This is a genomic window from Catellatospora chokoriensis (assembly GCF_011297315.1).
Classification (GTDB): domain Bacteria; phylum Actinomycetota; class Actinomycetes; order Mycobacteriales; family Micromonosporaceae; genus Catellatospora; species Catellatospora citrea.
In genome coordinates this window covers 18,262-37,522 of the sequence record NZ_JAAOTI010000040.1, presented here as the reverse complement: position 1 = coordinate 37,522, position 19,261 = coordinate 18,262, and the positions used below count along the sequence as shown (strand labels likewise).

General features: G+C 68.3%; 19 protein-coding genes. 2 read left to right on the top strand and 17 right to left on the bottom strand.

The genetic code is table 11. The features are described from left to right. Positions 1-181 precede the first annotated feature (181 nt). Positions 182-769 (top strand): hypothetical protein, encoded by a 588-nt coding sequence (locus HAV39_RS38095; RefSeq protein WP_191844015.1) that lies wholly within the window; start codon positions 182-184, stop codon positions 767-769. Between the two features lie 181 nt (positions 770-950). Here the strand turns inward: HAV39_RS38095 and HAV39_RS43110 are convergent, their stop codons facing one another. After that, complete coding sequence (locus HAV39_RS43110) at positions 951-1,193, bottom strand: M23 family metallopeptidase (protein WP_239121091.1); 243 nt, start codon at positions 1,191-1,193, stop codon at positions 951-953. A 226-nt stretch (positions 1,194-1,419) separates the two neighbouring features. On the opposite strand from HAV39_RS43110, the gene uppS reads away from it, so the two are divergent. Further along, on the top strand, positions 1,420-2,202 hold the full coding sequence (gene uppS / locus HAV39_RS38085) for a polyprenyl diphosphate synthase (protein WP_191844013.1): 783 nt from the start codon (positions 1,420-1,422) through the stop codon (positions 2,200-2,202). A 95-nt stretch (positions 2,203-2,297) separates the two neighbouring features. Here the strand turns inward: uppS and HAV39_RS38080 are convergent, their stop codons facing one another. The 16 genes from HAV39_RS38080 to HAV39_RS38005 all read right to left on the bottom strand — a co-directional run bounded on the left by HAV39_RS38080 (position 2,298) and on the right by HAV39_RS38005 (position 19,217). Continuing rightward, complete coding sequence (locus tag HAV39_RS38080; protein WP_191844012.1) at positions 2,298-2,798, bottom strand: M23 family metallopeptidase; 501 nt, start codon at positions 2,796-2,798, stop codon at positions 2,298-2,300. A 96-nt stretch (positions 2,799-2,894) separates the two neighbouring features. Next, the gene (locus HAV39_RS38075) at positions 2,895-5,480 is read right to left on the bottom strand and encodes a TniQ family protein (RefSeq protein WP_191844011.1); all 2,586 of its coding nucleotides are present in this window, start codon (positions 5,478-5,480) and stop codon (positions 2,895-2,897) included. After that, entirely contained in the window at positions 5,477-6,583 is a 1,107-nt protein-coding gene (locus HAV39_RS38070; protein ID WP_191844010.1) for an ATP-binding protein, read from the bottom strand. Before HAV39_RS38070 ends, HAV39_RS38075 begins: the two co-directional genes overlap by 4 nt. Next, positions 6,580-8,679 (bottom strand): DDE-type integrase/transposase/recombinase, encoded by a 2,100-nt coding sequence (locus tag HAV39_RS38065; protein ID WP_191844009.1) that lies wholly within the window; start codon positions 8,677-8,679, stop codon positions 6,580-6,582. Before HAV39_RS38065 ends, HAV39_RS38070 begins: the two co-directional genes overlap by 4 nt. Continuing rightward, a complete protein-coding gene (locus HAV39_RS38060) occupies positions 8,676-9,488 on the bottom strand; it encodes a TnsA-like heteromeric transposase endonuclease subunit (RefSeq protein WP_203736696.1) in 813 nt (270 codons plus the stop codon). The genes HAV39_RS38065 and HAV39_RS38060 overlap by 4 nt, the downstream gene beginning before the upstream one ends. 170 nt (positions 9,489-9,658) lie before the next feature. Beyond that, positions 9,659-10,186: a hypothetical protein gene (locus tag HAV39_RS38055; protein ID WP_191844008.1), complete on the bottom strand. Its 528-nt coding sequence runs from the start codon at positions 10,184-10,186 to the stop codon at positions 9,659-9,661. A gap of 151 nt (positions 10,187-10,337) precedes the next feature. Beyond that, positions 10,338-10,907 carry a hypothetical protein gene (locus HAV39_RS38050; RefSeq protein ID WP_191844007.1) on the bottom strand — a complete coding sequence of 190 codons (570 nt, stop codon included), beginning with the start codon at positions 10,905-10,907 and terminating at the stop codon, positions 10,338-10,340. Between the two features lie 1,304 nt (positions 10,908-12,211). Continuing rightward, the gene (locus tag HAV39_RS38045) at positions 12,212-13,261 is read right to left on the bottom strand and encodes a M23 family metallopeptidase (RefSeq protein WP_191844006.1); all 1,050 of its coding nucleotides are present in this window, start codon (positions 13,259-13,261) and stop codon (positions 12,212-12,214) included. A 159-nt stretch (positions 13,262-13,420) separates the two neighbouring features. After that, complete coding sequence (locus HAV39_RS38040; RefSeq protein ID WP_191844005.1) at positions 13,421-13,936, bottom strand: hypothetical protein; 516 nt, start codon at positions 13,934-13,936, stop codon at positions 13,421-13,423. A gap of 4 nt (positions 13,937-13,940) precedes the next feature. Next, entirely contained in the window at positions 13,941-14,126 is a 186-nt protein-coding gene (locus tag HAV39_RS38035; protein WP_191844004.1) for a hypothetical protein, read from the bottom strand. Continuing rightward, positions 14,126-14,962, bottom strand: a complete 837-nt coding sequence (locus HAV39_RS38030) for a GGDEF domain-containing protein (RefSeq protein ID WP_191844003.1) — start codon at positions 14,960-14,962, stop codon at positions 14,126-14,128. Before HAV39_RS38030 ends, HAV39_RS38035 begins: the two co-directional genes overlap by 1 nt. 319 nt (positions 14,963-15,281) lie before the next feature. Beyond that, positions 15,282-15,989: a hypothetical protein gene (locus HAV39_RS38025; protein ID WP_191844002.1), complete on the bottom strand. Its 708-nt coding sequence runs from the start codon at positions 15,987-15,989 to the stop codon at positions 15,282-15,284. Continuing rightward, positions 15,986-17,296 carry a hypothetical protein gene (locus HAV39_RS38020; RefSeq protein WP_191844001.1) on the bottom strand — a complete coding sequence of 437 codons (1,311 nt, stop codon included), beginning with the start codon at positions 17,294-17,296 and terminating at the stop codon, positions 15,986-15,988. The genes HAV39_RS38025 and HAV39_RS38020 overlap by 4 nt, the downstream gene beginning before the upstream one ends. Positions 17,297-17,380: 84 nt before the next feature. Continuing rightward, the gene (locus HAV39_RS38015; RefSeq protein ID WP_191844000.1) at positions 17,381-17,719 is read right to left on the bottom strand and encodes a hypothetical protein; all 339 of its coding nucleotides are present in this window, start codon (positions 17,717-17,719) and stop codon (positions 17,381-17,383) included. Continuing rightward, the gene (locus tag HAV39_RS38010; protein ID WP_191843999.1) at positions 17,716-18,354 is read right to left on the bottom strand and encodes a hypothetical protein; all 639 of its coding nucleotides are present in this window, start codon (positions 18,352-18,354) and stop codon (positions 17,716-17,718) included. Before HAV39_RS38010 ends, HAV39_RS38015 begins: the two co-directional genes overlap by 4 nt. Beyond that, positions 18,351-19,217, bottom strand: a complete 867-nt coding sequence (locus HAV39_RS38005; RefSeq protein ID WP_191843998.1) for a hypothetical protein — start codon at positions 19,215-19,217, stop codon at positions 18,351-18,353. The genes HAV39_RS38010 and HAV39_RS38005 overlap by 4 nt, the downstream gene beginning before the upstream one ends. Between the last annotated feature and the right edge of the window lie 44 nt (positions 19,218-19,261).

Below are 19,261 nucleotides of genomic sequence, written 5' to 3'. Positions count from 1 at the left end.
TTGCAGTAGCGCTCCATCAGCTCGCGGCCGGCCGGCTGTTGGAGGTGCTGGAGCAGGCGCTGGCCCCGAGAGGCCGAAGGGTCTAATGAGAACCTACGGACCGATCAAGTATGAGCTCTGGTTCGTCGGGTGGTCTTGACTCGGGTGCCTGAGAGTGAGTCGACGTCGATACGGTGGCTCCATGCGCAGTTCCGTCGATGAGCCTCAACTTGATGGTGGAATTGATCTAGGCGTCGTTTCTGATCAGCCAGCCAAGCCGGATTCGCTCGTCCGCAGCGCCTGGCGTGCTCGGCTTTCCATCCGGGTGCCTGTGTACATGTTGGTGGCCGCGGTTCTTGCTGGCTTCTTGGTCGGTGCCATCGGAATGCGTCAGTGGGATGCATGGCGGAACCAGACCCGGCAGGCTTCAGAGGTTACGCTGCTTGTCGCTGTTGCTGGGCTGGACTCTGGAGGGGGCGGAGCTGGCCACGTGACGATCGAAGGCAGTATCGCGGTGCTGAACGCTGGTCCTATGCAGGTCACTGTAGCCAGCGACGCGACCTCCGGAGTCGTGACGCTATCGGGGGAGCGGCTGATTCCACCAGGCGGGACCCGCCGAATCGAGGCGACTGCGGTACTTGAGTGTTCGGAGGGCGTCGCCCCCGTGGTGTTGCCGGTCGATCTTGCCGTGACAACTGTCGATGGTCAACGTAGGGTTGTGACAACGAACCTGCAGCTGATGGGCACCACTTGGTTTGACACCGCTATGCGTGCCTGCTCATTCGCATAGTGTTCCCCACGAGCGGATGCGGGAATGCTCAACCACTTGAGCCCGAATGAGGGCAATCTTCCGACCGAGGGCTTCTCGGCGGGAGTCGGCGGTGTGTCGATGCCTCTCAATGAAATGTCGGAACCGACATCTGCAGTGACAGAACCGTGAGAAACCGAAAGATCTAATGAGAACCTACAAGTCAGCGACCTGCAAGTTCAACACCTCTTTGCCGGAAGTAGATGACCGGGTCCAGAGCATTGGCCTCGACGGCGGGCTGTCCGGAGTGCGCCTCAAGGTGGAGGTGTGGCCCGGACGAATGGCCGCTGCTGCCGACAAGGCCGATCACCTGCCCCACCACGACCTGCTGCCCAATGTCGACGAACGGGCGGCGCAACATGTGACAGTAGCGGGTCACCGTCCGATCGACGTGCAGCAGGTCCATGTACCAACCTTCTCTGCACCTGATCTTGGCCGGTTCGGGACACCACTGCCTGCTGGGTATGGCAAGCGTTGCGGTCATGACTTGTCCAGGCATCAAGCGCGTTCGCCGTGATCGGTGTTGCTGATTCCACGTTCTGTGCCAGCACCGACTCCAAGTGTGTGGAGCTTTCGTGAACGTTGGCCCGAGGGGGCGGTGAGGACCTCGGTTGGATGCTTGGATTTGGATCATGCTGCAGTCCCTACGGCGCGCTGCCTACCGCGTCTACGCCCATCGCCTCCGTACCCAGCTCTCTGATGCCGGCCTGCCGCAGCACGTGGCGATGGTGATGGACGGCAACCGGCGGTGGGCACGGCAGATGGGCTTCGACGATCCCAAGATCGGTCACCGTTTCGGCGCCGAGCACCTCGATGAGGTCCTCGGCTGGTGCGCTGAAGTCGACATCCGCCATGTCACGGTGTTCGTCGCCTCGGTTGACAACATGCGCAAACGGGACTCCGACGAGGTCGACAACCTGATGCAGATGATCGAGAACGTCGTCGCGGAGCGCTTGTCACGCCCAGCCAACCATTGGCAGCTGCATCTCGCCGGACGCCTGGAAGTGTTGCCCGACTCGACGAGAAATGCCTTAAAGCTTGCGGAGGAGGTGACACGGGAGCGGGCCTGCAAGTTTCATCTCAACGTGGCCATCGGCTATGACGGCCGCGAGGAGATCGTCAACGCGGTCCGTTCGCTGCTGGAGGACGAGGCGCGCGCGGGCGCGACGCTCGATGACGTCGGCCAGCGCCTGAACGCCGACCACATCGCCGCGCGTCTGTATACCGGCGGGCAGCCGGATCCGGATTTGGTGATCCGAACCAGTGGTGAACGGCGTATGTCGGGGTTCCTACTGTGGCAGGCGGCGTACTCGGAGTTGTACTTCTGCGACGTGTACTGGCCGGGGTTCCGGAAGATCGATTTCCTTCGAGCCTTGCGTTCGTACTCTGCCCGCCACCGGAGATTCGGCGCATGATCAACATCCCCGGGCGAGCGAAGGCTACCCGGGCGATCGGGGCCCACGCCGATCATCGGTACGCGACCTTGATCATGTCGTCGAAGCAAACCGCATCACAAGTCGGGGTTCTCGAGAGCGACACCGACACTGCGAAGGAAGATCTCCGGATCTTGGGCGTTGTCACTGGTGGCTGGGTTGCCCGTGTGGATTTCCCAGTGGAGGTGCGGGCCGCTGGAGTGTCCGGAGGTGCCGACGATGCCGATGGTCTGTCCGGCGGTGACGGTTTGCCCGACGTGGACGTAGGGCTGGACGAGCATGTGGCAGTAGCGGTGCACGAGTGTGCCGGTGAGGATTTCGGTGTACCAGCCGCAGCCTGCGTGGGACGGTGATCCGTCCTGGTCGCACGATGTTGGGCGACCGTCGAGGCTGGCGTTGCAGCGGACCTTGATGACGGTTCCCGCGGCGGCGGCACGGATCGGGGTTCCCTTCGGTGCCGAAATGTCGATACCGTTGTGGCTTGGCCGTTCGGCGGTGCGGAACCTGGACACGAGCGGGTGGCCGGGCAGCGGGTGGGTCCATCCGGCTGCGGAGATCGTCGAGCCGTCGCATGCCATGAGCACCCCGCCGAGGGCGGTTGTAGGGTCCGGTGCCGAGTGAGCAATCCTGCGCAGTGGGGTGCAGCCGATCCGGGTGATATGAGCTGACGCTGTTCAGCTGATCTTGAGCACTGTTGCGCGCTTGTCCAGCCGGCGGAGGGCTTTGGCGGCGTGGTGCAGAAACTCGCGGCCTTCTGGTGTGGGTGTCATCCGCAGCCAAGGGTGGAAGATCTGGATTCCGGCGGTGCGTTCGATGTATTGGCGGTGCCGGCCGAGTAGTTGCTCGGTGATGCCGAGCGTGGCCGCTGCGGCGCGTTGGGTGGGGTGTTCGGCCATGGCGAGGATCTGGCGGATCCGGGTGGTGCCGTGTGGGCCGGCGAACGCGGCGGCGACGTGGGGTGGCGGCTTGTGGTAGTCGGACCAGTCTGCGAAGGGGTCGTGGGGTGGGGCTGTGACGCCGAAGGGGATGTCGAAGCGGCGGGCGTAGAGCCGCAGCGTGGTGATGGAGCATCCGGCTTCTCGCGCCGTGGCCCGGACGGTTTTGCCGGTGTTGATGTAGTTCTGTTCGAACCATTCGCGGGTGAGGTTCACGCGTCGTGGCCGGGTGCGTGGGAGTGTGGTGCCCTGGGCGGTCAGTTCCTGACGGACCTGGTGCGGGGTGCGCAGGGATCGGTGGGCTATCTGCTGGATCGGCAGGCGCTGGTCGTGGTAGAGCTGGTGAAGGATCTGCTGGTCGCTGTTGCTGGGCGGGGTGTCGGCGATGCTTCGCCAGTGTGGTTCGGGCATGTCGATGGGCTGGTGCTGGGCGTAGAGCTGCAGGTGGGTGTGGTGCAGGCCGGTGGCTTCGGCCAGGCGCGCGATCGGGCGGCGTGACATGGCGTGCTGGGCGAACGCGTGCGCGAACTGGTCCGGGTCGATCTGTGAGAGGTCCAGTCCGGGCCATGGCACCGCGGCTGACGGGGGTGGCAGTGGCTGCCAGGTGACGGGCTCGTCGATGGCGTGAGTCTGCAGAAGCTTTCGGGCTTGGTCGTGGACGAAGTCGCGGACGGCGGTGGGCAGGCTCAGCAGCAGCGGGTTCCAGGCGCTGGCCACGTGGCGGTCAAGCCGTCGGGAAGGTGCGCCGGTGAGCAGGACGGATAGGTGGTGGTCGAGGATCTGCAGGTGCAGCGGGTGCGGGTGGCCGCCGCGGGTGATGCGGCACCAGTCGTTTGCTCTGGCCAGCGTTGCGTAGGCGCGTCGACTGATAGTCGTGGCGGCGGGTGTGAAGATCTTGCGCCGTCGGGTGTAGTCGATGGGGCCTGGGTCGGTGTCGAGGATGTCGGCCAGTTGGTGCAGGAGCAGGATCGTCGGTTCGAGGTGCTCGGGTGGCGTCAGGGTGAGCAGGGACCGTGCCGAGCCGGTGGTGGTGTAGTCGCCGAGGAGGGCGACGGCTTTGCGGTAGCTGAGCCGGGTGCCTGGGATCAGTGTCATCACGGCGAGGGCGGCGCGCATGGCGGCGAGCCGGTTGGTGCCGGTGGTGGTGGCGGGGATGAGCCGCATGGCCCAGGCGGGCCACATCAGTGAGGGTAGTGCTGCCGCGCGGCGGGCGGCGTGTTCGGCTGTCCGGGTCGGGCGTGCCGGTGCGGCGGTGGTGGTGCCGTAGATGAGACGGCTGTGTATGCGAAGTTGCGTGTCCAGCGTTGCCAGTACCCGGCTGAGCAGCTCCGGGTGGCATTCACGCCACCGGTCGATGAGCATGAAGGTTGTGATCTCGTTTACGGCGTGGCCGTGCTGCACGATCCATGCCAGTACGGTGTCGCCGGTGTCGCCGGGAGTGTGCGCCGCGACGGCCAGGGCGGTGGCGACCGCCACGGCGTGGGCGTGGGTCTGCCCGAGGGGGACGAACACCGGTGGTAGCCGTCCGCCACCCTCGTCGATAATCTGCCGCACGACTGCGGGCGCGTGGTCGAGTCCGCGGTGCAGCCCGACGAGAGCGCGGTGTGACAGCAGGAACAGTTCGTCGAGGGTTCGGCGGATGCTGGCGCGCTGGTCGGGGTTGGCGGCGGCGGTGTCGATGAGGTGGTGCAGGTGTCGGCCGGCGGCCAGGACGCGGCCGCCGACGGGTAGCGTGTCTGTCTCGGTGAGCGGGTGGCCGCAGGACGGCTTGTGTTTCCCGCCGCCGAGGCGTTCGCCGATGACGGGCAGCGGGCAGGCGCCGGGTTTGGTCGCGCCGCCGCGGTCACCGGCGCGGTGGGCGCTGGTGCGCCGGCGGCAGCGTGGGCAGGTGTCGGCCAGCAGCCGGTGGTGGCGCTGGCAGACCGAGGTCCAGGACAGTCGCCAATGCAGCTGCCATCGTCCGGGTTCGTCGCGCAGGCAGTCGGGGCAGAAGCGGCTGCCTGTCTGCCTGCGCCAGGCCGGTGGGTGTTCGGCGACGCGCCGCTGGTGGTCGATGGTGAGCGCGATGGTGTCGAATCGGCGCAGGGTCATGGCGTCCAGCTCTGCGGCGCTCAGGCCGGTTGCGGTGGTGAGGATTTCGGTCTCGTCGGGGTGGAGGGTGAGGACCATCCGGGCGAGGGCGGATTGGTGCAGGCCGAGGTGGTTGAGCAGGTCGCGGGAGACGGTGTGCAGCCGGCGGGCGTAGCCCTCTACCCAGCTGTCGATCGCCTCGCCCGCGGCCGGGGCGAAGGCGATCGGGATGCGCTGCGCAGTCCAGTCGCTCACGCCGTAGTTGCCCGCGGACGCGTGGTGAACAGGCCCGCGTCGATGGCAGCGGAAAGTTCGAGGCGGGCGTTCTCGGCCGCGGCGTCGTTGCGGACGCGGTCCATGAGTTCGGCGGTGAGGCGTTCGGCACCGCTGCGTACCGCGCGCAGGCAGCCGCGGCTGATCAGGGTCATCAGGGACGCGAAGTGGCCGGTGCTGCGCGCGAACAGGTAGTCGGACAGCTCATCGGCCAGCATCCCGAGGTGCTTGTCGGCCAGGACGAGTTTCTGTTCGATGGTCAGCAGCAGGCGCCGCCACTGGTGGCGGGCCTGGTCGGTGTCGGCCAGGAACGGTGCCAGGCCCAACACGGTGGTGCGACGGCTGATCTGCGCGAAGTGGGCCTCGGCCGGGGACAGGCCCTCGTGCAGGATGCCGCGGGCGGCGACGCCGACCCCGATGTAGATCAGCGTGACCGGGAAGACGTTGGACAGGAACTTCAGGTGGTTGGTCATGGCCCGGGCGTCGCTGCGCCGAACGTCCAGGAAGTGCACATCATCGATGATCATGGCGGTGGTGTGCATGCTGAGCACGGCGTCGACGGCGCGGGCCGCCAGCTGGTCGGCGGTGCCATTGGCGGGCAAGCCGTAGAAGCGGCAGATCGTCTCGTTGAGGCCCTTGATCTGGGTGTTGCCCGACAACGCCACGTAGATGATCGGGACACGCCGGTGACCGTGGGCGGTGGTCTGGCCCAGAGCGGTGATCTGCTGGCGGTGGAACAATTTGGCGTAGTCCAGGACCGCGGTGGTCTTGCCCAACCCCGGATAGGCGTCGATCAGTGCCGCGGGTCTGGTCAGGTCGCCGTCCTGCTGGTTGGCCTCGACGATCTCGGCCAGGTTCTCGTGCAGGGCCAGCAGTTGCGGGGTGCGGATCGGTCCGAGGTTGGCGTGCCAGACGGCGCGGGCGTTGTTGTAGGCGCTGCGCTGCGCCGCGGTCAACGCGGCCAACTGCGTCCGGTCGCGCGGCTCGGGCTGGCGCCGGACCGGTGAATCGACCATGGTCAGCCAGCCCAGCAGCCGGGTCAGGGAGTAGTGCCGCGCCGCGATGCCGTCGACGTCGAGGCTCATGCGCTGTCCATGACGTCGGCGTAGAAGTCGGCTCCCGCGTCGGCGGCGCTGCGCGGCGGTGTCGTCGCCGCGGCAGGCCCGTCCGCGTCGACGGCGGTGACTGCTTTGCCGTCGCGCTGGCGGGGCGCTTGCGGCGCCGGATCGGCCTCAGGCTCCTCGGGCGGTGCGGTGGCGTCCTGCCCGGCGACCAGTTGCAGCCGCTGCGCCGACAGCCTCAGCGACATGCGCCGTTCGGAGGCGTTGGCCGTCAGTCCGACGCCCCAGCGTTCCAGCAGGTCGGCGACGGCGCGTTTGGTGTCAGGGAACCGGTGCGTGGCCGCGGCGAGCCTGCGGGCGTAGGCCAAGGCCTCGGACGACATTGGTCGGCCGAGGTCGGCGGCGTGTTCCCACCACAGCGTGTGCCAGCTGTTGTCGGCCGGGTCCTGGAAGAAGATTCGGGTGACGTCGCCGGGATCGACGGCGAACGGCCACCTGCCGGCGTGGACTCCGGTGAACGGGCTGGTGGCGTTGCGGTACTTGACCAGCACACGCGCGTCGTAGCGCAGGGTGTCGATCTCCACGCCGTAGTGCTGGATGCGCGTCCACCGCACCTTGAGGAAGTCGTAGGCCAGGTCCGGGCGGTCCAGGATCGTCAGGTGCCCGGCGCGGTTGACACCGTGTTCGAACATCTCCAGCGGGCTCAGCTCCAGCCCGGGGATCTCCGCGACGGACAGGCCCTCGTGCGGGCGTTGGTGGTAAACGTTGATCCACTCCCGGATCACCGCTTCGAGTTCGTCGAGGAAGAAGAACGCCTGTTCCTCCACGTCCAGGCCGCGGCTGTGCACGTCGGAGCCCTTGTAGCCGGGCAGCGCGACCAGCAGCCCCTCGGCCAGGGTCTTGAACCAGCGCTCCAAAGGCGACTTGTCCGTAGGCCTCCGGGGCCGGGCCGGCTGCAGCGATATGCCGAAGCGGGCGCAGACGCTGTGCATGTGCTCGGACAGGTAGATCGCGCCGCGGTCGAACACAACGGTCTCGGCGGCCACTGACGGCAGCAGCGGCTGCCCGTGGGCGTCGACCAGCCGGCGCGCGTCCACCACGACCGTACCCGGGACCCCGCACGCCAGCTGCGCGTGCCCGTCGCGCGGCGCGGGACGCAGCGTCTCGTAGAGGACCCCGGCGACGTCGGCGGCCTTGGTCGACACCGGGGTGACCCGCAGCCCGCATATCGTCCTGGAGTACAAGTCCATCGCGGCGGTGAGCTCCACCTGCACCCATCGGCACGTCATCGGCTCCATCGCGTAGACGTCCAGCCTGGTGGTGTCCAGCAGCACGTACTCGCCCGGCCGGGTCGCACGCAGGCGGCCGTAGACGCCCGGCGGGCGGCCGGCGATGGAACGCTTGCCCTTGGCACTGCCGGTGAACGCATTCGTCCCCCGGGTCAGCTCCCGTAGCAGCTCATAGCCCGTCGTCCGCGACGGGACCGGCACGACACCGGGTCCGTGCTGTTCCTCCAGCAGCGCCTGTACCTGCGCCAGAACCAGCGCCCTCGTCGGACGGCTGGCGTTGACGTGCCCGGCCAGGACCGTCTGACAGGCCTCGACCCAGCGTGGGTCGGTGCGGCCCCACGGTCCCTCGCCGCGGCCGGTGCCGGCGGGCACCAGCCCCTGCGGGCCGAAGTCCGTGAACGCCTGCACCCACCGGCGTACCGTGCTCACCCCGACACCCAGCTCCGCGGCCTTGGCTTGGTAGCGGCCCATCTTCGCCGTGCCCGGCGCGTACTCGGCACGAGGCTCGTCGGGGCCGGCCAGCTCCTTGGCACCCAGCCGGTAGCCGGTCAGCACCTCCTGCACGTGGCCGACCTGCTCCCGCAGCTGTCGAGTCTGGCCGTCGTCGAGACTGTCGAGCACCACCGCCGCCGACACCGGCGTCACGCCCTCCGGCGCCGACACGCTCGTGGTGGGATGCGCCAGCAGCCACGCCACGTCCACCTGCCGCAACTGCCCGCTGCCATTGGCGCGCATCAGCAGACGGCGGCCGGCGAACTCCACGACCGTGAACCGGCCACCGTCGTGGTGGATTAGCGACCCGACCCGCAGCACCGCCGTGACCGCGCTCATCGCTCACCCCGTCGCAGGACCGACTTCCCGGACAGCGGCCGCGTCAGATCGGTGACCAGCAGCCCGTCCCACAACGCCGCCAGCAGACCCGGCCGGGCCGTATACGCTGGCTCACCCACCGCCAGTCGACGCTCGACCGCGGCCAACTGCACACCGTCGTGTACCGCATCGGCAGCGACCCGCACCTGCTGCGGGCTGACCACGCTGCGCCGCCGGTAACCGGCCAGGAACCGCACGTTGTCCAGCACCGCCGGGTCCGCCCCGGACCAGACCTCGTAGGCCCAACCCCGCGTTCGCGCCAGCACAGCGGGCCATGCAAGCTGATCGGCAATCTTCGGGTCGGCGACCCGACGAGCCGGTTTCACGTTGACCAGGGTCACCTGTGCGGTCGGCGACACGAGCAGGAAGTCCGGAACATGGGAGCGGGTCCGGCCGGCCACCTTGGCGGTTAGCCGTAGCGGCTGCGCCCAGATCCCGCATACGTCGGGGTCGAAGTCGGCCAGCAGCAGGCGCGCCAGCTCCAACTGGCTTTCGTAGACGACGTGCGAGCCGGTGGTGGCCGACCAGTAGCTGCCGGGCAGATGCCGCTGATCCCGCCGGGACCGAAACCGCCGCCACGGCACCGAGCCGGCAAGGTGAGTGGCGCTGAGCTGGGCCAACGGCACCGTCGCCAACGATCCGTCCGGCTGCCGCATGGATATCGTCGCCGCTGATACGTCAACGACCGGCGCGAAACTGCCGACGGCCCCCACGCGGACTGCCTCGGCCGGCGCGCTGTCGGCGGCCGTAGCCCGTGCCGAGACGACCATGGCAACATTCGACCAGCACCGATACTGCCAGGCCAGCCCGGCAGGCCGGATATTACACCGAATTAACATATGGCGGTCGATGTGTCGTGCGGGCAACCCTGGGCGGCGTCATGCCGCACCTTGACCCGCCCATCGTGAAGTCACGTGGACGCGAACCTATGTGGCAGCAACTACTTGGACATTCTGGCCTGCTCCTTCGAGGGCCACATCCTCACGGCAACATCGGCCATGCCTGCCGGGCCGCACACGGCGACCAGCGACCCGCCGATCCGGGCGCCACACGCACTGACGAGCTCTCCCGTGGCCATGTCCGGGCAGACGATCCGGCGCCACTCCGTCCTGACGCCGTCGGCGGCTACTGCACAACTGTCGAGCGTTTCCGGCGGGTTATTGGCGTCAATCAGGTGCTCGAAAGCGGGCGGAGGCGGACCGCTTCCCCACGGAACCCCGCCGTTGCGACCCGCCGACGACAGCTGGTAGTTGATCAGCGACGACCACATGTGATGCAGCACCGAACCCTCACCGGTCAGGTCCCGGGCTGTGGCCACATCGACAATCGCACCGCCAACGTCGTGCCTGATACAAAGCTCGACTGCGACACTCGGTCCCATGACCTGGCCAGATTCGGCGTCGATCGTGCTCCTCGCCTCGGACTGGCGCCCAGCCGACAGGACGCGGCAGCCGGGAGTCTCCAACATCGCGAAACGTGTACCGAACCATCGGTGCAGCTCGTCCAGATCGGGTGTAGGTGGACGCGGTGGACCACTGTGCCCATCAGGTGTACCCGGAACGTGAAACATGTCGAAGACTCCCAACTGCCGCTCTTATGCCGCTAACGGCACTGACTTGTTACAGGTACGCCTCGGCCTGGGGGCCGTACGACCAGCAGATCGTGCCGTCCCACAGCGTGACGATGCTGGTGTTCAGAACCTTGGCGTACGCCCAGCCCGGACCGCTGGAGGTGAAAGGCTTGGTCTTCCTCCAGTCATGCACCGAGGCCTCGGGCTGGTCCCATGTCTTGACGCTGGCGCCGTAGTTGTCGATCATGGACACGTTCCAGTCGACCCAGACGGCACCTGCGCGGCCTGCCGCGAGAGTGAACCCCGTGTAGATCGAGGTGTAGTGCTTCTTGGTGTCCACCGCGGTGAGGTAGACGAAGGAACTGCCGCACTCGCCCCAGACCTCGTTGAAGGGCGTGATCGCGCCCTTCTTGACCGAGTACTCGACGCCGTTACTGTCCACGCGCACCACGTAGCCGTTGGCCTCGGCGATCTTGTGGTCGACGCCGATGCGCACCATCGGCGCCTCCATGCGCACCTCGCCGCCCACGGGCTCGGCCAGCGCCGGCGAAGCCGGCACCAGCACGCCGCCCAACACCGCGACGAGTAAGGGCACGAGTACGCTTGTTCTGATCCGCACGGGATCCTCCTTTTGACTGGGCTGGAACCGACGTGGACAAGGCGGCTGTGGTGTGCGACCACCGCAGCCGCCAACTGCATCCACATCGAAGTTCGTACCAGAACACGCTGACAGGCAGGATCTGCTTTCCATATAGGATGTTGATGCGGGCAGATGTTGCACGCACACACAGCCCACAGAGTGTGATCAGATTCCGGACAAGGGTTACGTCTGGCCGCCGGTCGCACACGCAACGTAGCGGCATTGAGCTGGGTCGCTGAATGTGTGATCTAGCGCACAGCCTTGATGGCAACGTGCGCCCGTACGGGCTTTGGCGTCACCCGCAGCCAGCGCCGCAGATCTGCAGGTTCCCGTTGGAGAATTCGGCGTCGACAACGCTGAGCTGGGATTCTCTCCGCGCTTCTCGCCGGTTCGTCGGTGGCGATTCTCCCGATCAGTCGTAATCTTCGGGATCTTTCTGGTGGCGGCTGGCAGCGGCATGGTCGGGTGGTCTTGACAAGGGTGCCTGAGACTGAGCCGACGTCGATACGGTGGCTCCATGCGCACTCCCGTGGATGAGCCCCAACTTGATGGCGCAATTGATCTGGGCGTCGTTTCTGATCGGCCGACTAAGCCGGCCTTGCTCGTCCGCAGCTCGTGGCGTGCTTGGCTTTCCAACCGGGTGCCTGTGTACGTGTTGGTGGCGACGGTTCTTGCTGGCTTCTTGGTCGGCGCCATCGGTATGCGCCAGTGGGATGCATGGCGCCACCAGGCTCGGCAGGCTTCCGAGGTTACGCTGCTTGTCGCTGTCGCTGGGCTGGACTCCGGAGGGGGCGGAGCTGGCCGCGTGACGATCGAGGGCAGTGTCGCAGTGGTGAACGCTGGGCCTATGCGGGTCACCGTAGCCGGCGACGCGGCCTCTGGCGTCTTTTCGCTATCGGGGGAGCGGCCGATTCCGTCAGGCGGGACTCGCCGATTCAAGGCGACTGCGGTACTTGATTGTTCGGAGGGCGTCGCCCCAGCGGTGTTGCCGGTCGATCTTTCCGTGACAACTGCCGATGGCCAACGCAGGGTTGTGACAACGAAGCTACAACTGGTGGGCAGCACTTGGTTTGACACTGCTATGCGCGCCTGCTCATTCGCATAGGGTGTCCACGAGCGGATGCGGGAATGCTCAACCGCTCGAGCTCGAACGTGGGCAATCTTCCAGCCGAGGACTTCTCAGCGGGAGTCGACGTGTCGGCGCCTCTCAAAAAAGTGTCGGAACCGACATCTGCACCGACAGAATCTTGAGAAACCGAGAAACCCAATGAGAATCTACAAGATCAAGGAACCTCAAGATTAACGCCTCTCTGCCGGAAGTAGATGACCGGGTCCAGGGCATTGGCCTCGACTACGGGCTGTCCGGCGTGCGCCTCCAGGTGGAGGTGTGGTCCGGACGAATGGCCGCTACTGCCGACAAGGCCGATCACCTGGCCCGCCACGACCTGCTGGCCAACCTCGACGTAGGGGCGGCGCAGCATGTGACAGTAGCGGGTCACCGTCCGATCGACGTGCAGGAGTTCCATGTACCAGCCACAACCGGGCGTGCTGAGGTTTCCATCGAGGTCACACGAGTAAGGCCGTCCGTCAGCGGTGCTGGCATTGCACCTCACCCGGATCACCCTGCCAGCCGCCGCGGCGCGGATCGGCGTGCCCTTTGGTGCGGCGAGATCAACCCCGTCATGTCCGGGCCGCGATTCGGTGCGGAAGCCGGACGTCAGCCGGGCATCCACGGGCTTCACCCAGCCGCCAGTGCTCACGCACTGCTCAAGGGCATCTGGAATTGCTAATCCCATTTCGGAACCTACAGCGGCGACCAGCGCGGTCGCATCCGGCTCCCATTTCGCGTAGGCATCCGGATAGGCGCTGATCTGCACTGCCTGCGCCGCCTGCGTGAGCGGCATCTGCTCCCAGCCAGGCACGCGCAGCAGCTTGTCGAAGAACTTCCCCGCGGCGTATACGGGGTCCATGACTTGCTCCGCGGTGCCCCAGCCCTGGCTCGGCCGCTGCTGGAACAGGCCCAGCGAGTCGTGGTCGTTGTTGTCGCCCTGGTGTCCGAGGTTGCGAAGTCCCGACTCCTGGATCGCGGTCGCGACCGCGATCACCATCCCGCGGACCGGTACTTTCTTGGCCGCGCCGACCCTGACGATCGTGGCCACGTGTCCGGTCTGTTCGCTGTCGTAGCCGCCGGTGCCGGGCGAGCCTGAGACGGTGGCGGTGGTGATCGGGACGCAGGCCGATGCGGCGCCGGTCAGGCCGAGTAGCCCGCCGACGCAGCAGACGGTGACGCCGATGATCACGGTGATGATGGCGCTGACGGCGCGGGCGGTCATATCGCCACAGCCAGGTGTCGGGGGTGCATGGGTTCCTCCTCAATGTCTGCCGCGTCGCCGGCGGCGTGGTCCTCCAACAGGGGTGTGGTGCGCACCCGTCGCAGCGGGTGCGCACGGGCGGACCCGTGCCTGCCCGCCGGACGGGGCAGGCACGGGAGATCAGGTGTAGGTGCGGGTCGCGGTGGCCGCGGCGCGCATCTCGGCCGTGACCGGGCGGTTGTGGACCAGCCGGTCGGCGTAGGCGGCGTCGACGTAGTCCAGGACGCGGCGTGCCTTGCCTGCTGCCTGCCAGCGCAGGTGATCTGTCAGCGCCTCGGCAACCACGACCCGGCGGCGGGCCAGATCCAGGTGGGCATAGACAGAGGCCATCCGGCTGCCGATGGTGTCGTCGTGGCAGTGCATTAGCAGCTGCACCTGGTCGAACCCGGCGGGACTGGCAAGCACGTAGTGCACATGCCAGGCCGAATATGCGACGTCCGGCGACAGCCGCACGGCGGCGGGTCTGCCGTTGCGGTAGAACGGCCACCGTCCCGGTCCGTAGACGATCCCGTCGCCCTCGAGGCCGGTGTCGATCTGGTAGCCCCACTGCCCGCCCAGTTCCATGGCGATCATGAACGGGTGCCTGATCAGCGGCATGTACGGCATCGGCGTGGCATGGCCGTGTGGTGTCTGCATCGGTTCAGCCACCGTGCACCCGCCGGAGGCGTGCGATCAGGTCATCGACCAACGGGCCGGTGGCGACGTCGACCTGCTGCAGGCACCCACCGATGTAGCCGAACGGCTCGGCGTGCCCATACGGGACCGGCAGTCCGCGGCGGGCGTCGACCGGCCGTGCGGCCAGCCGCCGCGGGACGTCGGGGCGCATCACGCGGCCCTGCGGCGGCCAGGGGAGCCGGACCCGACCTGCCGCGGTGGCCGTGCCACCTGCACGGGGCGGGGCAGTGGTCGGCGGTCGGCGTCGTGGACGTCGTCGGCGGCCACCGACAGGTAGGAGCCCGACGCCCGGGCAAGGGTGCGGCGAAGCCACCAACCGGTGTCGGCGCCGCCGGCTGGTTTGGGATCCTGGCCGATCACCACGGCTAAGGTGCTGCGGCCGTGAGGGCCGGGCTGGCCGTCGGTGGTGTCGGTGACGACCTGAGCGGCGAGTTCATCGACGGCTCGGGGGCTGCGGCCGCTGACCAGCGTCGGACGCATACCCGGGTCGGGCCAGCAGATCAGGGCGTAGCTGCGCTCGTCGTCTCGCGCCCGGGACCGGGGCGGCAGGCCGGTCGTCCACTGCTTGACGGTGCCGGGTCCGAGGTCTTTAGCGTGCTGCAGCGCGGTGTTGGCCCGGCGAAGCATTGTGGCTGACTCGACCAGCTCCCCGGGCGTGCACAGCCCGGCACAGGCGCTCACCTCGACCGTCACGGTCCGGCCGAGCAGGTGCAGTTCGGCTGGCCGGCTCAGGCGGCGCAGCAGCGCGGCGACATCGTCCATCAGGCTGTCTCGGGCACCAGGCCACAGCACCGCGAACTCGTCACGGCCCAGCAGGTAGACGGCCGCGCCGCGGCGTGCTGCGGCTGCCTGCAGCCTGCCGCCGAGCAGTACCAGCAGCTGGTCACCCGCGCGGTGGCCGAGGTCGGTGTTGATCGCGGCGAACCGGTCGAGGTTGACGATCGCCAGCGTCGAGCCGGTGCGGCCGACGGCTGTCAGCGTGGCCATCAGCGCAGCCCGGCCGGGCAGCCCGACCTGGGGGCCAGGGGCGGCTACGCCAAAGGGAGGTGGTGTGCGGCGGCGGCCGCAGACGGTGAACAGGCACAGTATGAAACCGGTCAGGTTACCGGCCGCGAACCCAAGGGCCACCAGCAGAACAACCAGACCGGGAGTGGAAGATGGCATCCACATCTCCTTCCAAAGGGGGCAGATGTGCGAGGGCAGCCGGCAGCCACCGGCTGCCCTCACCTGCTGATACGGGGATGGCAGCAGTCGTGCCGATCGCGGAGGACTGCTGAAGACCTGCGGTCGCCGCAGGTCAGCGGTGTCAGAAAGCGGCGACGGGACGGTCGGGCAGGTCGACGTGGACCGCGCACACGACAGCGTCGCCAAGGCCAGCCAGGTACTGCTCGGCGGCGTGGGCGTAGGTGATGCGCTGCCCGAGGGTGTCGCGCCAAGGCCGCCCGGGACCGCTGCGCAGCATGACGCCGTCGACGGTGATCAGGCCGTGGCCGAACAGCAAGGTGACGGTCACGTACCTGCGGAAGGTGCCGGAGCCGGTCTGCAGCGCCACCAACCCGATCCCGAACAGTTCTGTTGCTGCTTCGGCCAGGTCAGGTTCGGCGGCCAGCAGCTGCCGGATCCGTGGGTGGTTGCTCAGCTGCGCGCTCGGCCCGCCGTACAGCAGCACCTGCGGGATCGGCCCGGTGCCTTTGGCGCTTCTCCGGAATCTGTGCAGGGCCTGTTCGGCTATGACCGTGCACTGGTCTCGGCCGCTGCGAAGGTCGAGTTCGCGCAGGTGCACGGCGGCGCTGGCGGCCGGGCCGTGGTCGCTGAGGCGCATCATGTGCTGCGAGCACATCGCGTCGGTGACCACGGTCGTGACCCCCGTGGCCGCAAGCTGCGTCTCGACGGCGTTGAGCAGCAACGGCCCGAACCGGTACCGGTCGGGCACACACACCAGCACGGTGTGCGCACCGCGCGGATTCCGGTGCGCGACGTCGAACCGGCTGCCCGATCTGGTGGTGTTGTTCATGCGGCCCGCACCGCCTGCCTTGCGTCCGCCTGGCCCGACGGCCTGCCTGCGGGTGCCGGAGGTGGTGCGGTGACGGCGCCGAGGGTCGGTCGTGGCTGGCCGGCGAGCGCAGCCCAGTCAGGGTCGGTGGCGGATTTGGCTACGTGCAGCAGTCGTGCGACGGGCGGCAGGTGGGAGTCCAGCAGGCGCAGGCCGCCGACCTTGCGGATCCAGTACGCCTGCCGGGGTGAGAGGTTGTGCTCGCGGGCGAAGTCCTCGACCTTGACGGCAGGGTCGGTTTTCATCTTGGCCCACAGCCACCGCCATTGGTCGTAGTCCTCGGCCTGGCTCGGGATCCGCCGCAGCAGGTCCCCGGGTGCCGAGGCCAGCAGCGCCGACAGGTCGGCGTCGTCATCGCCGGTGTGCTCGGGGCTGTCGCTGTCTGCGGGCGGGCGCATCTGCGTGCCGATGTAGGCCGCCCATCCGCCCAGGTCGAACTGGGCCATGACCTGGTCAGCGAGCAGGTCGAAGCGGGTCGCGCCGACGACGATCCCGGCCAGGGCGCCGTCGCCTGCGTGCATGCGCGTCAGTTCGCTCTTGAGGTATGCGGCCAGCGCGTCGCGGTGCGCGACCGTCTTGACCCGCTCCCTGGCCAGGTCCAGGGCCGGCCACTGGTCGTAGCCTTCCTCGACGACCAGGTGCTCTGCCAGCCGGACGACGTCGGGTTCCTTCTTGCGGACGTCGTCGTCATAGCGGGGCTTGGGGCGGGGCAGCAGCCCTTTGGCCTTCAGGGCGTCGCGGCGGCGTGCTTCGGTGTGTCCGAGAGCCATGGCGAACGCCAGAACTCCGAAGATGCCGAACAAGACGCTCAGCAGCAGTTGGTGTCTATGACCCAGCACGTTGACGCCGACGGCGAGCGTGACCCAGATGGCCGACAGTGTCCGCCAGTACCAGGCTGTCTCGCCTTCTGAGCGCCGCCAGTCGGCGATGGCCATCGTCGCGACGCCGCCGAGGTCGAGTACGGCGGCGGGCAGCGCGACGATGATGATCTGTGCCCAGATCGGGATGAAGTAGGGCCAGGGCACCTGGTCGACGCCGACCCAGATCTGGCCGATCCAGGATGCGGCTGCGGCGACGAGGTACAGCCCGAACGCGAGCCGTTGAGCGTTGTCGCCGCTGCGCAGCAGCGGGGCAGGTGCCGCCGGCGGAGGTACGGGCGCAGATGCGGGCGGGGTCGGATCGGTCGCTGAGCCCTCGGCCCGCGGTAGCGTGACCGCGGCCGCAGGATGACCAGGTGGTATGTAGGGCGCCGGTGGTGCAGATGTCATCAGAGTTGCTCCCGTGGTCGTGGCCGCGCCATCGAGGGAACGGCAGGGATTGGGTGGATTTAGTTGGCCGCCGACGGCGGCGGACTATGCAGCCGATGCCGCGACAACCGGATGGGTGTTCACAGGCGCGCTGGTGCGCTCGGTGCGGTCGAGGACCAGCAGCGGCTCAGGTCCAGCGCAGACGGGGCGGATCACGGTCCGCTGCCCGTACCTGGCGACGTGTTCGACCAGCGCGGCGGCGGGGAAGAACCGCTGGCCGATGTGCTGTCCGCCCAGGCGCTCGCAGCAGGCGATCCCTGCCGGGACGGGGCCGTCGACGACGGCGGTGACGATGTGTCCGCAGGTCAGGGACAGTTGAAGGACTGCCACCGGCCGCGCAGACATCAGGCGTGGGCCGACGGTGTGGCTCGCTGTGGTGTTCATGAGCGGCTCCCGTTGGTGCCGGCCAGCCCCTGGTAGAAGGCGTCGCACTCCCGGTTGACGGCTGAGGCGATCGCAGCCACTGCTTGGACTGCGGCGCTGATCCCGGCGTTGTCGGCGGTGATCAGGTCGTCGGGGTCCAGCCGCAGCGGGCATATCCGGGCCGCGGCGTCGCCGATGCGGACATCGACAGCCAGCAGCACTCCGCCGTCGGCGCCGTCGTTGTCGGCGGTGCGCCAGATCCGTACGTGCCGCAGTCCGCCTTGCGGCCGCCACAGGTGCGGGGCCTCGCCGTCGTTGAGCGCGGCCAGCAGATCCTCCAGCAGCCCGGCGGTGCCGGTGAGGCTGTCGCGGCGCAGGCCGTCGTCGATGCCGTAGCGGGCGGCTGCCCCGTGGTCCAGCCAAGCCCGGCAGGCGTCGGCGTCGAAGTACAGCTGCGGGGCCTGCAGGACCGGCACCGCAGACAGGCGGGCGGCCAGCGCGGCCGCGGTGGCACGGCCGCCCGACAGCGGCCGCTCGGCCGCCCGCTGCAGCACGTACAGCAACCGCTGCCGTTCTTGCGGGCTCAGCGACCACAGCACGACGTCGCCGGATAGCGGCGGCCGCGTCTGGGCCGGTGGTGGAGGCATCGGATTCATCCGCGCACCTCCTGCAAGCGGGAGGCGCACAAGCGACACGCCCAGCCCTGCGGCCGCAGCACCGACTGCGCGACGACGGTCCGCTGAGCGCACAGCGTGCACACCACCGAGCCGTCGATGATCTCGTAACGCTGCCGGACGTCGACGGCGGCCGTGTCGAGCTGCTGCGCGACCGGGCCGCGCAGCTGCCAGGGCTGCATCGTGACGGCGTGCAGCAGCGCGTAGGCGATCTCGCTTTCGCCGATGGCGCACAGGTGCCGGGCGGTGCGGGCCAGGACCAGGCCGACGGCGTCGATGACACCGCGGGCGGCCAGGTGCGGCCGGATCTCGGCCAGGACTTCGGCGAGGACCTCTCCGACGGCTGCCAGCGCCTGCCCGGCCAGCGGGTCGACACCGGAGCTCGGGTTGGGATGGCGCTGCGCGGTGCTTACCGCCAGCCGGCCGTAGGCACGTTCGAGGACCCTCAGCCCGGTGAACGCGTCGTCGGCGAACGCCCACGTCACCGCGTCGAGGTCGACCGGGTACAGGCCGCGTTCGTCGGCGTCGACCTGCACGACCCGCTCGGCGGCAGTCCCGGCTCGGTTCACGATGACCAGGTGGGTGTTGTCGTCGGCCCACTGCAGGCAGGCGATGTCGGAGTGCCGGTTTCCGGCACTGTGCCCGGTGCCGGCGAGCCGGGCGATCAGGTCGTCGACGTGCTCACGGGACAGCTGCGGCACGATACGCCCGTCAACGTCGCCGTCGACGAGCTCGACGAGGGCGAAGATCTCCAGCCGGCGGCCGGACGCCGGGCCGGCCTCATGGAGGTTCACCCACGCCTGGCCCTGGTACGGCCGCTGGCAGGGTGCGAACAGGTGGTCCATGGAACTCCTCTCACGAAAACGGGCGCCGCGCACGCACGAGGCGT

Bases quoted from the DNA above. Each gene is read 5' to 3' on its own strand.
- HAV39_RS38055 (WP_191844008.1), bottom strand. From the start codon at position 10,186: ATGTTGGAGACTCCCGGCTGCCGCGTCCTGTCGGCTGGGCGCCAGTCC.
- HAV39_RS38080 (WP_191844012.1), bottom strand. From the start codon at position 2,798: ATGGCATGCGACGGCTCGACGATCTCCGCAGCCGGATGGACCCACCCG.
- HAV39_RS38010 (WP_191843999.1), bottom strand. From the start codon at position 18,354: ATGAATCCGATGCCTCCACCACCGGCCCAGACGCGGCCGCCGCTATCC.
- uppS (WP_191844013.1), top strand. From the start codon at position 1,420: ATGCTGCAGTCCCTACGGCGCGCTGCCTACCGCGTCTACGCCCATCGC.
- HAV39_RS38040 (WP_191844005.1), bottom strand. From the start codon at position 13,936: ATGCAGACACCACACGGCCATGCCACGCCGATGCCGTACATGCCGCTG.
- HAV39_RS38095 (WP_191844015.1), top strand. From the start codon at position 182: ATGCGCAGTTCCGTCGATGAGCCTCAACTTGATGGTGGAATTGATCTA.
- HAV39_RS43110 (WP_239121091.1), bottom strand. From the start codon at position 1,193: ATGGACCTGCTGCACGTCGATCGGACGGTGACCCGCTACTGTCACATG.
- HAV39_RS38035 (WP_191844004.1), bottom strand. From the start codon at position 14,126: ATGCGCCCCGACGTCCCGCGGCGGCTGGCCGCACGGCCGGTCGACGCC.
- HAV39_RS38020 (WP_191844001.1), bottom strand. From the start codon at position 17,296: ATGACATCTGCACCACCGGCGCCCTACATACCACCTGGTCATCCTGCG.
- HAV39_RS38015 (WP_191844000.1), bottom strand. From the start codon at position 17,719: ATGAACACCACAGCGAGCCACACCGTCGGCCCACGCCTGATGTCTGCG.
- HAV39_RS38030 (WP_191844003.1), bottom strand. From the start codon at position 14,962: ATGGCCACGCTGACAGCCGTCGGCCGCACCGGCTCGACGCTGGCGATC.
- HAV39_RS38025 (WP_191844002.1), bottom strand. From the start codon at position 15,989: ATGAACAACACCACCAGATCGGGCAGCCGGTTCGACGTCGCGCACCGG.
- HAV39_RS38005 (WP_191843998.1), bottom strand. From the start codon at position 19,217: ATGGACCACCTGTTCGCACCCTGCCAGCGGCCGTACCAGGGCCAGGCG.
- HAV39_RS38070 (WP_191844010.1), bottom strand. From the start codon at position 6,583: ATGAGCCTCGACGTCGACGGCATCGCGGCGCGGCACTACTCCCTGACC.
- HAV39_RS38065 (WP_191844009.1), bottom strand. From the start codon at position 8,679: ATGAGCGCGGTCACGGCGGTGCTGCGGGTCGGGTCGCTAATCCACCAC.
- HAV39_RS38045 (WP_191844006.1), bottom strand. From the start codon at position 13,261: ATGACCGCCCGCGCCGTCAGCGCCATCATCACCGTGATCATCGGCGTC.
- HAV39_RS38060 (WP_203736696.1), bottom strand. From the start codon at position 9,488: ATGGTCGTCTCGGCACGGGCTACGGCCGCCGACAGCGCGCCGGCCGAG.